The organism is Streptococcus oralis, assembly GCF_023109005.1.
Taxonomy (GTDB): Bacteria; Bacillota; Bacilli; order Lactobacillales; family Streptococcaceae; genus Streptococcus; species Streptococcus oralis_BU.
Genome location: NZ_JALDTU010000003.1, coordinates 162,086 through 175,795, shown reverse-complemented (window position 1 = coordinate 175,795; position 13,710 = coordinate 162,086). Strand labels below are relative to the sequence as shown.

15 protein-coding genes are annotated in these 13,710 nt (G+C 43.2%); all 15 read right to left on the bottom strand.

Annotation, left to right across the window (positions count from 1 at the left end; translation table 11 throughout):
- Positions 1-21: 21 nt before the first annotated feature.
- The gene (locus M1F56_RS04775; RefSeq protein ID WP_247917023.1) at positions 22-2,673 is read right to left on the bottom strand and encodes a valine--tRNA ligase; all 2,652 of its coding nucleotides are present in this window, start codon (positions 2,671-2,673) and stop codon (positions 22-24) included.
- 37 nt (positions 2,674-2,710) lie between these two features.
- A complete protein-coding gene (locus M1F56_RS04770; RefSeq protein ID WP_247917022.1) occupies positions 2,711-3,691 on the bottom strand; it encodes a hypothetical protein in 981 nt (326 codons plus the stop codon).
- Positions 3,692-3,757: 66 nt separating this feature from the next.
- The gene (locus M1F56_RS04765) at positions 3,758-4,321 is read right to left on the bottom strand and encodes a GNAT family N-acetyltransferase (protein ID WP_084938835.1); all 564 of its coding nucleotides are present in this window, start codon (positions 4,319-4,321) and stop codon (positions 3,758-3,760) included.
- A complete protein-coding gene (locus M1F56_RS04760) occupies positions 4,308-4,886 on the bottom strand; it encodes a flavin reductase family protein (RefSeq protein ID WP_084938836.1) in 579 nt (192 codons plus the stop codon). The genes M1F56_RS04765 and M1F56_RS04760 overlap by 14 nt, the downstream gene beginning before the upstream one ends.
- Positions 4,887-5,168: 282 nt before the next feature.
- Positions 5,169-5,564 (bottom strand): helix-hairpin-helix domain-containing protein, encoded by a 396-nt coding sequence (locus M1F56_RS04755; protein ID WP_042902047.1) that lies wholly within the window; start codon positions 5,562-5,564, stop codon positions 5,169-5,171.
- Positions 5,565-5,661: 97 nt separating this feature from the next.
- Positions 5,662-5,916 carry a DUF1912 family protein gene (locus M1F56_RS04750; RefSeq protein ID WP_000119707.1) on the bottom strand — a complete coding sequence of 85 codons (255 nt, stop codon included), beginning with the start codon at positions 5,914-5,916 and terminating at the stop codon, positions 5,662-5,664.
- 9 nt (positions 5,917-5,925) lie between these two features.
- Positions 5,926-7,260, bottom strand: coding sequence for a DUF438 domain-containing protein (locus tag M1F56_RS04745; RefSeq protein WP_247917021.1), 1,335 nt, complete (start codon positions 7,258-7,260; stop codon positions 5,926-5,928).
- Positions 7,260-7,493: a DUF1858 domain-containing protein gene (locus M1F56_RS04740; protein WP_000368739.1), complete on the bottom strand. Its 234-nt coding sequence runs from the start codon at positions 7,491-7,493 to the stop codon at positions 7,260-7,262. The genes M1F56_RS04745 and M1F56_RS04740 overlap by 1 nt, the downstream gene beginning before the upstream one ends.
- Before the next feature lie 109 nt (positions 7,494-7,602).
- Positions 7,603-7,785, bottom strand: coding sequence for a hypothetical protein (locus M1F56_RS04735; RefSeq protein ID WP_247917020.1), 183 nt, complete (start codon positions 7,783-7,785; stop codon positions 7,603-7,605).
- 218 nt (positions 7,786-8,003) lie between these two features.
- Positions 8,004-8,354, bottom strand: a complete 351-nt coding sequence (gene rbfA, locus M1F56_RS04730) for a 30S ribosome-binding factor RbfA (RefSeq protein WP_001273601.1) — start codon at positions 8,352-8,354, stop codon at positions 8,004-8,006.
- Between the two features lie 250 nt (positions 8,355-8,604).
- Entirely contained in the window at positions 8,605-11,391 is a 2,787-nt protein-coding gene (gene infB, locus M1F56_RS04725; protein WP_247917019.1) for a translation initiation factor IF-2, read from the bottom strand.
- A gap of 16 nt (positions 11,392-11,407) precedes the next feature.
- Positions 11,408-11,707 carry a YlxQ-related RNA-binding protein gene (locus M1F56_RS04720; protein ID WP_001041399.1) on the bottom strand — a complete coding sequence of 100 codons (300 nt, stop codon included), beginning with the start codon at positions 11,705-11,707 and terminating at the stop codon, positions 11,408-11,410.
- Positions 11,700-11,993 (bottom strand): RNase P modulator RnpM, encoded by a 294-nt coding sequence (gene rnpM / locus M1F56_RS04715; protein WP_247917018.1) that lies wholly within the window; start codon positions 11,991-11,993, stop codon positions 11,700-11,702. Before rnpM ends, M1F56_RS04720 begins: the two co-directional genes overlap by 8 nt.
- A gap of 21 nt (positions 11,994-12,014) precedes the next feature.
- Positions 12,015-13,151 carry a transcription termination factor NusA gene (nusA, locus tag M1F56_RS04710; protein WP_071851829.1) on the bottom strand — a complete coding sequence of 379 codons (1,137 nt, stop codon included), beginning with the start codon at positions 13,149-13,151 and terminating at the stop codon, positions 12,015-12,017.
- Between the two features lie 42 nt (positions 13,152-13,193).
- The gene (gene rimP, locus M1F56_RS04705) at positions 13,194-13,673 is read right to left on the bottom strand and encodes a ribosome maturation factor RimP (protein ID WP_080976145.1); all 480 of its coding nucleotides are present in this window, start codon (positions 13,671-13,673) and stop codon (positions 13,194-13,196) included.
- Positions 13,674-13,710: the final 37 nt, after the last annotated feature.

Below are 13,710 nucleotides of genomic sequence, written 5' to 3'. Positions count from 1 at the left end.
TTTATCACCGTGTTTCTGTGTTTATTTCACCAACTTCTTCATCTCATCAATACGTGCTACGGTCGCGTCGTACTTGGCTTGGTAGTCGGCTTGTTTGTCGCGTTCTTTTTGGACGACTTCTGGTTTGGCATTGGCTACGAAGCGTTCGTTAGAGAGCTTCTTACCGACCATATCCAGTTCTTTTTGCCATTTAGCTAGTTCCTTGTCGAGACGAGCCAATTCTTCTTCGACATTGAGGAGGTCTGCCAGTGGCAAGTAGATTTCTGCTCCAGTGATGACGCTTGACATAGCGAGTTCTGGTGCAGGGATGTTTGAAGCGATTTCCAAGTGCTCTGGATTTGTGAAGCGTTTGATATAGTTGACATTACTGTTAAAGAAGGCTTCCAAGTCGCTATCACTTGTCTTAACAAGGATGGTGATTGGCTTGCTTGGTGCTACGTTCACTTCCGCACGCGCATTACGAACGGCGCGGATCAAGTCTTTGAGGCTTTCTACACCAGTGTGAGCCGCAAGATCTTCAAAGGCTGGGTTGACAGTTGGGTATTCTGCTGTAACGATCGAACCTTCTGAGATTTGTCCAAAGATTTCCTCTGTCACGAATGGCATGATTGGGTGAAGGAGACGAAGAATCTTGTCCAAAGTGTAAAGGAGAACAGAACGTGTGATGACTTTCTCTTCTTCGTTATCGCTATATAGGACTTCCTTGGTCAACTCAACATACCAGTCCGCAAACTCATCCCAGATAAAGTTGTAGAGGATGTGCCCAGCCACACCAAACTCAAACTTGTCAAAGTTTTCAGTAACTTTTCCGATGGTTTCATTGAGGTTGTGGAGAATCCAGCAGTCAGTGACATTTCCAGCTTCCTTGTTGACCACTTTTTCGACATTGGCAGTTGCTTGCTCAAGGGTCAAGCCTTCATTGTTCATGAGGATGTAGCGAGAGATGTTCCAGATCTTGTTAATGAAGTTCCATGAAGCATCCATTTTCTCGTAAGAGAAGCGCACGTCTTGCCCTGGTGCAGAACCGTTTGATAGGAACCAACGCAGGCTATCTGTTCCGTACTTATCAATAACATCCATTGGATCAATCCCGTTACCAAGAGACTTGGACATCTTACGTCCTTGCTCATCACGAATGAGACCGTGAATCAAGGCATTTTTGAATGGCGACTTACCAGTAAATTCCAAACCTTGGAAAATCATCCGAGATACCCAGAATGGGATAATATCATAACCAGTCACCAAGGTTGATGTTGGATAATAACGTTTAAAGTCTTCTGAGTCGACATCCGGCCAGCCCATAGTTGAGAATGGCCAAAGGGCAGAACTGAACCAAGTATCCAAGACGTCTTCGTCCTGAGTCCATCCGTCACCTTCCGGTGCTTCTTCGCCCACATAGATTTCACCTTCAGCATTGTACCAAGCAGGGATTTGGTGGCCCCACCAGAGCTGACGTGAAATGACCCAGTCGTGGACATTTTCCATCCATTGGAGGAAGGTATCGTTGAAACGAGGTGGGTAGAATTCTACCTTGTCCTCTGTGTCTTGGTTGGCAATAGCATTTTTCGCCAATTGGTCCATCTTGACAAACCACTGAGTAGACAAGCGTGGTTCAACCACAACACCTGTACGCTCTGAGTGACCAACACTGTGGACACGTTTTTCGATTTTAACAAGGGCACCGATTTCTTCCAACTTAGCAACGACTGCCTTACGAGCTTCAAAACGGTCCATGCCTGCAAATTCGAAGGCCAAGTCGTTCATGGTTCCGTCGTCGTTCATGACGTTGACTTGTGGCAAGTTATGGCGTTGACCAACCAAGAAGTCGTTTGGATCGTGGGCAGGTGTGATTTTCACGACACCAGTACCAAACTCGGGATCTGCATGCTCGTCTCCAACGATTGGAATCAATTTATTAGCGATTGGAAGGATGACATTTTTACCAATCAAGTCCTTGTAGCGTGGGTCTTCTGGATTGACCGCAACGGCTACGTCCCCAAACATAGTCTCAGGACGAGTTGTCGCAACTTCAAGGGCGCGTGAACCATCTTCCAGCATGTAGTTCATGTGGTAGAAGGCACCTTCGACATCCTTGTGGATCACCTCGATATCAGAAAGGGCTGTGCGAGCTGCTGGGTCCCAGTTGATGATAAACTCACCACGGTAGATCCAGCCTTTCTTGTAAAGTTCGACAAAAACCTTGCGGACGGCTTTTGACAAGCCTTCGTCAAGAGTGAACCGTTCGCGAGAGTAGTCTACAGAGAGTCCCATCTTGCCCCATTGTTCCTTGATGGTCGTCGCATACTCGTCTTTCCATTCCCAGACTTTCTCGAGGAATTTCTCACGACCGAGGTCATAACGGCTAATGCCCTCTCCACGCAAGCGCTCCTCAACCTTAGCTTGAGTTGCGATACCCGCGTGGTCCATTCCTGGTAGCCAAAGCGTGTCAAAGCCTTGCATCCGTTTTTGACGAATGATGATATCCTGCAAAGTTGTATCCCAAGCGTGACCGAGGTGAAGTTTCCCGGTTACGTTTGGTGGTGGAATAACGATCGAATAAGGCTTAGCCTTTTGATCTCCAGAAGGCTTGAAAACATCTTCATCAAGCCATTTTTGATAACGACCAGCCTCAACCTCGGCTGGATTGTATTTAGGTGAAAGTTGTTTAGACATGTGTGTGCTCCTTAATTATTAGTTTCCTAATTAGCTTCTATTTTAATTTCTTATTTAGTTTCTTGCGTATTTTTATCTGTTCTTTTTTTAGTTTATTAACATCTTCTTTTGTTATATTATACTTTATATCCCATAATTTTTGTTTCAATCTATAATTTAAATTGTAAATTTCGTAATATTTTAACTCTAAATCAGTCCTATTTTTTTCTATCTTTTTTATTTGAGAAATATATTTATGATCTATATCAAAAATTTGATAAAGGAAAAAAATTTCTGAAGAAATTATAACTAACACTAAGATTACTGGCAGAATGTCTACTAGCAAATTCACTTTAATCAGATTATAAAAATTTAATAAAATGATTGTTAAATAAAGTGAATAAAGATAAGGCGATACAAACCCTACTAAGAAGGTTAGTATTAAAATAGTTTTTTCTTTAGGCGAATCAGAATTGAGTTTAGATAGCAATTTTATTAGGGACGGTTGCAAAAATAAAAGAATAACTGAAAATAATGATAAATACATATTTACTTCATTATTCACATTTCCCGCCCAAAATAACATTATTAAGTTTAGAATTATCAATCCCCATCTTAAAAAATTCCATAAGAAATTATTATTAATTCTAACCTCATTTTTTGAACGTTCCCAATCATATTTCAAGAGTAACCTTAGATACTGAATGAGTTTTTGCGATTTTTCTTCTGAGTAATCAAAATCATTTAAAAGATCCCAAATATGTCCATCTTTCATGTAATACTCATTAGTATATTTAATATTTCTACAATAGCCATATGGATTGATTTGTGTTCTAAGACTATTTACTGCAGACTCCCTATTTTCTCCATTTAGCAAATCAACAATTATCAACTTTATGCTTTTTCTCCATTCAGAGCGTTCTTTAGTAATATAATCAAGTTGATTTCTTTTACTATTATTAGCAAAAACTAGAATCGCACTTAATACAGCTCCTAGGCCTGCTCCACTGAGCAGAATAATAATCTGGTCTGTATTCATTTTTCTCACCTCTCTTTGAATTACTAATATTATCTCCAAACTGTTCGAAAATTTCGAACGGTTCAACTACTGTTTCTCTTCCCACTCACTCTTCAGCAAGCCATATATGAGACTATCACAACGATTTCCTTGGGCATCTTTGCGGTCTCGGATACGAGCTTCGAGGGTAAAGCCAAGCTTCTCAGCGACTCGTTGACTTTGAACATTGTAGCCAAAACAAGACAATTCTATCTTGTGAAGGCCCAATTCTTTAAAGCCTAGGTCAATCAAGACACGCGCTGCTTCTGGAACATAACCCCGACCCCAATAATCTGGATGCAAGGTATAGCCAATCTCCAGTACATCGTCTTCGTGGCGATGATTAAAATCAACAGAGCCGATGACTTTATCGGTTCCTTTGACGACAATTCCGTAGCCAGCTGGGAGATTTTCCTTTTGATTGCGCTCAGGAAGGATATGCTCCAGATAATAAATCTCATATTCCAAGGTCTTGACGGGGTGAAATGCTGCTGGATAGGCAACTTCTGGCAGACTAGCATAGGCATGAATATCCTCGGCATCCGCCACTGTACGGACTCGCAGGACCAGACGCTCCGTCTCGATTCGTTCAGGTAGTTCAGCTCTTGTCATCCTTCTGCCTCACTTTCTTGATAAAACTTCCCATGGGGTCAACTCGGTTATCTAGATAACGATAAACACGCTGATGGCCGTCCCCCATAAAGTAAGTCGGTGCAAAACGGTCATTTTTAAAATGGCCTTTATCGTCCAATAGTTCTGAATCAGCCAGTCGATCAAGAATCTTAGCAAAGATGTGGCAGATTCCATCCTCCTCGATAATCCGATCCACCTGGCAGTCCAATACGACTGGACAAGACTCTAAAATCGGAGCTTGAGTCTGTTCAGAAATCTCGTAGTCCAGCCCCAAGTGTTTCAACTTTTCCCGATGACTGATAAAACCAGCCTGCTCCATCTCGAGCATGAGATTTTCATCAGGGATATTCACAGTGAACTTCTGGTAATGCTTGATTTGCTCAGCCGCATTTTCCTCAACCCCAACACCAATGACTAGCCAATCTCCCAAGCTATAAGAGGAGCTACAGGTCGTAATATTGTGCCCAAAATTCTGATCCTGATACCCCAAAATAAAGATAGGAAAGCCATAGTAGAGTTTACTTGTTTTAAAAGATTGCTTCATAACAACCTCCTTTGACTAAGACGTAAAAGAAAAGCCCTGCCATATCCATGACAGGGACGAATGTGTTTATCCGCGGTACCACCCAATTTCGGGCAGAGCCCGCAACTCTCGTCTTTAAAACAAAAAGACATTTTCATTTCAATTTTTCATCCATCAGCAACCAGTTTTGACACATTTGTGGACTTCTCAGCGCCGCCACTTTCTGTAAAATGTGGGATTCAAAACACCTCTAATGGCTCTATTGTAGCAAGTTTTTGACGGAAATGCAAGGGACAAGAAAGATTACTTGAAGCTGATTCCGTGTTCTTTTAATTTCTTAATCGTAGCTGGGCCGATTCCTTTCAAGGCAAGGAGTTCTTTTTCTGTCCAGTTTTTGAAGTCAGAAGCTGACTTGATGCCTTCATCATAGAAAGTCTTAGCACGATCTACTGAGAGGCCACCCAAAGTCGCTGCGAAATCTTCTACTGAATTGGCTACTTTTTGAGCTTGCTCTTTAGTCGCTTCTACTGCTTGTTCCACTTTTTTAGAGACAACTTTTCCTGCTTGGCTGGCAGATTTTTCCGCATGTTTCACGACTTTTTTGGTCTCTTCGACAACTTTGGTCACTGTAGTTGAAAATGCACCTGAACGACGAAGGCTATTTCGCAATTGTTTTTTACGTTGGAGTTTCTTTGACATGATAAAATCCTTTCAATAAAAAATCCCTGCTCTGACAAGGATTTAATAAGGATATTCTATCAAGATTTCGGCGAAAAATCAAGATAGGATATTCATTTTAATAGTTTCTCTCGCCAAACAATCCTTCTGGCAAATCATGAAATCCCTTGCCCGCCTTGAAGTTTTCAAACTTACCAAGCAAGAACTGGTAGGCATCCAAGCGGCTTTCGTAGCGAATCATGGCATCTTTGGCACGCTCGTCTTGATCTTCCTCGTAGACCTTTTGACTTTCCTTGTGCGCCATATCGTTGATCATAATCTGGGTATTGACCCAAGCTTCAAATTCCTTCATAAATTCTTGTTCGTAACTCATTGATTCTCCTTATTCTAATCCACGGAAGTAGTCCGTATCAATCTCACGGTAGGGCTGAATATCCTGAACATACTCTAGCACGCCTTGAAATTCCCCATTCTCATCGTGTACTGCAGCGTAGGTGATGTGGACAAACTTACCTCGCGACTCAGACTTGAACCACATTTCATACTTGTCCTTGACCCCTTCACGAAGACCTTTCATAACAGCCTTCACCTTTTCTAGGTATTTAGGCGGATGGCAAAGTTCAACATTGCGCCCGACTTGGGACGGCGTCCGTTTGAAAATCATCTCATCAGCTGGCGCATTGTCATTGTAATACTGGAAAATATCGTCTTTATTGACAAAGGTGATCTCCATAGGGAGGTGATTGAGGATGAGGTTGGCCTGCTCAACTGAGAGATAGCCATTCCCAAAAGCCTGTTGACTATGGCGGTCCAGCACTGCTTCCTTTTCCTTAGGGGTAAAGGTAATGGTAAACTGGCCTTCTGGCGTATCGATAACTTGCTGCACTTTACCTTCAGCCGTGTCTAGTTGAACAGGTTCCTCTGCACTCTTTTCCTCAAGGAAACTCTGGCGTTCTGGAACCCATTTCTCAGACGGACGGACGATGGCATAGCCGTAGGCATCGCTCTCCTCCGCAATCTGAAGCCAGTCATCCTGAGTAAAGGACTCAAGGAGAACCATGAGAAGGATGGACTCTTCCTTGAAAATCATACTTTCAAACTCTGTCGCAAAAGCTTCAAAATCTTCTTTTACACTGCTAATCGACACTTCTGGTAGTGACTTGGCTGTCGTTAGAGCTGTTTGAAAGAGTTCCCTGATCTGGTCATCCACTCCCCACATGACTTTGGGAGGTGAATCGTGTCCATAGCGCTCCATGATAGGAAAGAAGAGCTCTTCCTTGCGCTGATAGTGGATGTCAAATTGTCCCAAAAGCCCCATTTGACGGACCAAACCCTTGCGCATCTCTGCCAGCATTTCCTCGTCTTCTATAGTCTCATAGGTATCTAACAATCTCCGAATGCGAATCAAGGCAGCACGGAGGGCCAGATTTTCATCCTTGAAGATGCGAACGGGGTGGCCAGGATGCTCGGTATCCTCCACTTCAACACCCTTAACAGCATTTTTAAAAAGATTAGCATGGACATCACAGAGCTCCATGACATCTTCAAAGGTGACTCCTGAATCTGAGTTCATCAGCTCGTGCTCCATGAGAGAAATCTCGATGGCTGAAACACCTGTAAAGGTAGCATCAAAACGCTCCTGAACCGACTCAGGAGAGGCGCCATTGTGCAATTCTAATAAAATATCCCGTAGGATATGAATCCGTTCATCTGCCATTAGTCTAATCCAATCACTTCATAGCCGTTCGCTTCCAGCGTGCGGACAATCTTATCCATAGGAGTTCCTTCAAGTTTAGAGCCCTGCTTAAGCGATACCTTGCGACCGACTGTGTTGCGCATCAAGGGATTAGCAAGTGGTTTAAAACCGAGCTCTACTAGGATTTCCAAGACTTCTGGATGCTTGTCCACCACTTCTGCAACGGGAATTGACACATCGATGATATTGTCCATGACGACCTCCATTGTATGTTCTAAAATGATTTTGCTGCTTATATTATACCATATAGGAAGAGATTAAAAAACTAGCAGCAGAGTTCCTGCTAGTTTCTTTCATTTCAAGTTATTCCTTATCCTCTGGTTTTGCGAGCCACTGGGCTACATCCATCAGCATGTCAGCAAGCAGTACTTTCCCGAAACCTACTAGAGCATTGTCATCTTTTTTCATGTTTTTCAGAACTTTGACGCTTTGCATCACAAAAAAGTAATTCCCGTAAGTCTTGGCTAGAATTTTTATGAGTCCCATATTACCTTCCCTCGTCTAGCTACAGTTTCTAGCTGATTGCTATAGCAGACTAGCTAGTTATTGATAAGAAATCATTTCATCTCACTCTTTCCAATTTCTATACTATAATACAAGCTGAGTTTTATAAAGCCTTTTAACAATTTTTTAACTCTAGAGAGATTTCCCCAGTATTTTTTATTGCCATTTTTCCACCAAAAAAGAGGGGCATCCCCTCTTTCTTAATTCTTATCCAGATTGCGTAGCATCTCGTCAATCTTGTTTCCATATTCAATGGACTCATCCTTGACAAAGGTTAAATCTGGGATTTTGTACAATTTCAAATTGCGACCAAGTTCACGTTTGATCGTACCAGTTGCTTTTTCAAGCCCGATTTGAGCTTTTTGGTTATCCGAAGCAAGGTTACTCAAAATGGTGTAGTAAACCTTGGCAACAGACAAATCCCCCAGCATCTGAACATCTGTGATGGTCACACCTTGGACACGCGGATCACGGACTTTCTTTTGCAAAATCTCATTGACTTCACGCTTGATTTCCATGCCCACACGATCCGTACGGAAATGATTTGCCATGATATTCCTTTCTCTACTTTGAACCAAAAGCTAGGCCAGCAGACCTAGCTATTTTTAAACTTATTGATTTTCATTTCAAATTGAAACGAAGTTCAATTTGAAACCACCTGCTTCTTTCGCTGTGGTGAAAGTGATGGAACTGCTAAAGCAGATCTATCACAGGGGATTTTTGAGACCCTAGGCTCAAAAATAAGCAATGAAACCATCGGTTTGCTTGCGTCCCTCACCACCTAAGAAAGGAGCAAAAATCTTATCTCTTGATTTCTTCCATGACGTATGCCTCAATCACATCATCCATCTTGATATCATTGTAGCCGTCGATCATCAATCCACCTTCACGACCGTTAGTTACTTCTTTCACGTCGTCTTTGTAATGTTTCAAGCTTGCGAGTTCGCCATCATAGATAACGACGCCGTCACGGATAACACGAACTTTAGAGTCACGAGTAACTTTACCACTCGTAACCATGAATCCACCGATGGTTCCCACTTTAGATACCTTGAAGGTTTCACGGATGATTGCTTCACCGATAACTTTTTCTTCGAATTCTGGATCAAGCATTCCTTTCATGGCTTCTTCCATCTCTTCGATAACCTTGTAGATAATGCTGTGGAGACGGATTTCTACATCATCTTCTTCTGCTTGTTGACGAGCTTGTGGTGTAGGGCGCACATTGAAACCGATGATAAAGGCATTTGAAGCTTCCGCAAGAGTCACATCAGATTCGTTGATGGCACCGACCGCTGAGTGAACGATGGTAACTTTGACACCTTCTACATCGATCTTTTGAAGCGAGGCAGAAAGGGCTTCAACCGAACCTTGTACGTCGGCCTTGATGATGACGTTAACAGACTTGAGCTCACCTGCTTTAAGCGTATCAAAGAGGTTTTCAAGGCTGACACGTTGTGTCACTTGACGTTGCTTCATAAGAGCACGTTTTGCACGTTCTTCACCTGCTGCACGCGCAGATTTTTCATCTTCGTAAACAGCAAAATGGTCACCCGCCATTGGCGCTTCGTTCAAACCCGTGATAGAAACCGGCGTTGATGGTCCTGCTACCTTAACACGACGTCCGAGGTCGTTGGTCATAGCACGGACACGTCCGAAAGTATTTCCGACAACGATTGGATCTTGGACATTCAAGGTACCTTGTTGGACAAGAAGGGTTGCGACCGCACCTTTTCCTTTATCCAAGCGCGCTTCGATAACCGTACCGATCGCACGCACTGTTGGGTCTGCTTTGAGTTCTTGGATTTCAGCTACAAGAAGGACTGTTTCCAAGAGTTCATCGATATTTTGGTTGAATTTTGCTGAGATTTCAACAAATTCAGAATCTCCACCCCAAGCTGTTGACATAACACCATGCTCTGCCAATTCACCGATAACGCGTTCCGGGTTGGCACCTGGTTTATCAATCTTGTTGATAGCTACGATGATTGGAACGTTGGCCGCTTTTGAGTGGTTGATGGCTTCGATAGTTTGAGGCATAACCCCGTCGTCTGCCGCTACAACCAAGATGGTAATGTCGGTAACAGAGGCACCACGCGCACGCATAGATGTAAAGGCTGCGTGTCCTGGTGTATCAAGGAAGGTAATCTTCTTGCCATTTTCCACAATTTGGTAGGCACCGATATGCTGAGTGATACCTCCTGCTTCACCTGTCGCAACACGAGAATTACGAAGGGTATCCAAAAGGGTTGTCTTACCATGGTCAACGTGTCCCATGATGGTTACAACTGGTGGACGCTCAACCAATTCATCTTCATTGAGGTAACCATCTTCGACGAAGAAACGTTCGATGTCGGCATTATCCACTTCAACCTTTTGTTTGGCTTCGATACCGTAATCCACCATGAGGAGTTCAATGGTTTCTCCATCCAAGGATTGGTTTTGTGTGGCCATAATTCCCATCATGAAAAGCTTCTTAACGATTTCAGCTGGTTCACGTTTGATACGTTTTGCGATTTCCGCAACAGTCATACCATCTGTATATTCGAATTCTGTTGGCAATTCATGGAACTTACGCTCTGTAACAGGTTTTGGAGTCTGATTACGATTGTTCTTATTATTGCCTTTTTTGTTCTTCTTATTGTTATTCCAGTTACTATTTCTTTGATTTCTCACTTGATTTTGACTACTTCGATTCTTTTGTTGTTTTCTAGGACCATCTTCTTCGTGATCATAATCGTCACGTTCTTTGTCTGGTCGAGCTTGTTTTTTACGACGTGTATCCACTGGCGCTTCTTTAACTACAGGAGCTACTGTTACGGCTGGCTGCGTTTGTTCAGCTAGCTTAGCAGCTTCTTCAAAGATTTCCTCTGGCTCCTTGCGTTTATTAGCTTGAGCCAAGGCTTCTTTGGCAGCTTGCGATTGTTTGAAGCGCTCCTCGCTTGAGCGTGCGTACTCTGCATTTTGCTCTGCTTTTAGGGCTGCTGCACGGGCTTTAAAGTCAACACGTGGTCCAGCTGGTTTTGGCTGGAAGTCTTGTTGCTGACGGCGATTATTGCCACGATTCCCTTGACCTTGTGGTTTTTTCCCTTGGTCGTTAAAACGGCGGTTGTCGCGGTTCCCTTGACCAGGTTTACCACCATTACGGCCGTCATTTTTCTGACGGTTGCCGTTTTGTTGTTGGTCACGGTTGTTGCCCTTGTTTTGTTTGCGTCGCTCTGCCTGCTCTTTGGCACGCGCCTCACGCTCCGCCTTGAAGTTTCGACTCTGTGGTCTTGCGGCCACTACTTTTTCTTCCTTAGGAGCTGCAGGTGTAGCTGATTTGCTTTCTTCCTTTGCGGCAGCTGGTTTAGATGATGCAGGCTTTTCAGCTTTCTTTTCTACACTTGCTTTTGGTGTCGCAGGTTTTACTTCTGCCTTAGGAGCAGGTGCAGGTTTAAAGCTAGCTGCGATTTGCTCAGCAGCAGCAGCTTCCACGCTCGATGAGTGGCTTTTCACATCCAAGCCCAACTCTTTTGCACGCGCTACAACTTCTTTACTTTCTTTTCCAAGTTCTTTTGCGATTTCGTACAATCTTTTCTTAGACAAATCATGTCCTCCTCTTCTATTCCATAAGAGACCTCATTTTCTTTGTAAATCCAGCATCTGTCACAGCCAAAACCTTTCTTGATTTTCCGACTGCTATGCTTAATTCCAGTGTTGAAAACACGGTTATAACTTCTACTTGATAATAGTCACTTTTATCTTGAATTTTCTTGGTCAGATTGGGACCAGCATCCTGTGCTAGAAAGACTAGCTTGGCTTTCTGGTCTTGGATAGCCTTGACCACCAATTCCTCACCTGATATGATCCGGCCTGCTCGCTGAGCAAGTCCCAAGAGATTGCTTATCTTTTGCTTATTCAAGTCCTAACTCTCTTCTTTTTACTTTGTGATCCACATAGGCGATCAACTCGTCATAAAAGCTTTCTTCCACTTCTATGTTAAAGCTACGGTTAAAGACTTTCTTCTTTTTTGCCTCTAAGGCTTCTGCATTGTCTAGCTTGATATAAGCGCCTCGACCATTGGCCTTGCCTGTTGGATCGATAAAGACCTGTCCTTCTTTGTTCTTGACAATGCGGAGCAAATCACGCTTGTCAATCACTTCGTTGGACACAACAGACTTGCGCAAAGGGATTTTTCTTGTTTTCATCTTTCCCTCCTCTAGCAGCTTTTATTCTTCGATCAATTCGTCCGCAGTTGCGTAATCCACTTGACCTGCTTCTTCCATAGCTTCAAACTCACTGGCAGACTTGATATCGATACGGTAACCTGTCAAGTGAGCTGCCAAGCGAACGTTTTGTCCACGACGACCGATAGCAAGAGAAAGCTTGTTATCAGGTACAACGACCAAGGCACGTTTGCTGTCATTTTCATCAAAGATAACTTGGTCAACCTCTGCAGGTGCGATGGCATTGTAGATAAACTCAGCTGGATCCGCTACCCACTCGATAACGTCAATGTTTTCTTCAACAGGAATCATACGGTCGCTCTTAGCATCATAACGAGCTGGGTGGAATTTGCTGGTGATTTTCTTGATATTGGCACCACCACGCCCAACGATTGTCCCGATAGCGTCCACATTTGGATTGTGGCTACGAACAGCAACCTTAGTACGGTCACCAGCTTCGCGGGCTACGCTCATGATTTCGACAGTTCCATCGTAAACTTCTGGAATTTCTTGCTCCATCAAGCGTTTGATCATTTCTGGATGGCTACGACTGACAAAGACGTTGACACCACGAGGGTTGTCTTCAACCTTGTAAACGTAGACTTCGATACGGTCGTGGGAAGCAAAAACTTCTCCAGGGATTTGGTCTTGTTTTGACAATTGAGCTTCGATGCTGCCAAGATTGACATAAATAAAGCGATTGTCAAAGCGTTCTACTGTACCAGACATGATTTCTTGTTCATGTTCTTTGTAAGTATTATATGTGATGGCACGTGTTTGCTTGCGCATTTTTTCCATAATGGTTTGTTTAGCAGATTGGGCTGCTACACGACCAAACTCAGCTGGTGCTTCTTCAAACTTGATTTTGTCACCAAGCTCATAGGCTGAATTAATGGCAAGGGCATCTTTCAAGCTGATTTCCAAACGGCTATCAAATACTTCATCAACAACTTCACGGACAGTATAAACGGTAAAGTCACCTGTTTTTTCGTTGAAGTCGATGGCTACGCTATCAGATTGACCATAGCGTCTGCGATAAGCGGAACGAAGCGACTCTACAACTGCGTCGATGATGTCTTCTTTTTTGATTCCCTTGTCTTCTTCCAAAATGCGGAAGGCCTCTAGCATTTCTTTACTCATGTTCTTTTTGCTTTTGAATCCTCAAAAGCTATCCTTTCTTTTCTATAGTTTTACTGCTAAACGTGCTTTTGATACTAAACTGTATGGAATTTGAACGATTTTCTTACGTGTCTTGTCCATATACTCCATAGTCAACTCATCCTCTTCAAAGGATACTAAGGTCCCTTCAAAGACTTTTTGCTTATCGATAGCTTGGTAGAGCCCGACATGAATGTATTTCCCAACAGCTCCAGCGACAGCATCCTTAGTTTTTAAAGGACGTTCCAAGCCTGGACTGGTGATTTCTAGGAAATATTGTTCTGGGAAGGGATCAGGCTTGATAGTATCAAGAACAGGACTGATGATTTCTGTCAGGTCTGCCGTGTCGTTCAAGGTAATTCCTTCGGGTTTATCTACAAAAATACTGAGAATCATGTCACTGCCAATCTTTCCATACTCGATATCCACGAGCTCGAAAGGCGCTTGGATGACAGGTTCTACAACTTCTCTGACTAATTCTACGATTGTTGCGATTGCGTCCACCTCCTCATAAGCAAGAGGCGAAGATATTTCCCCGCCT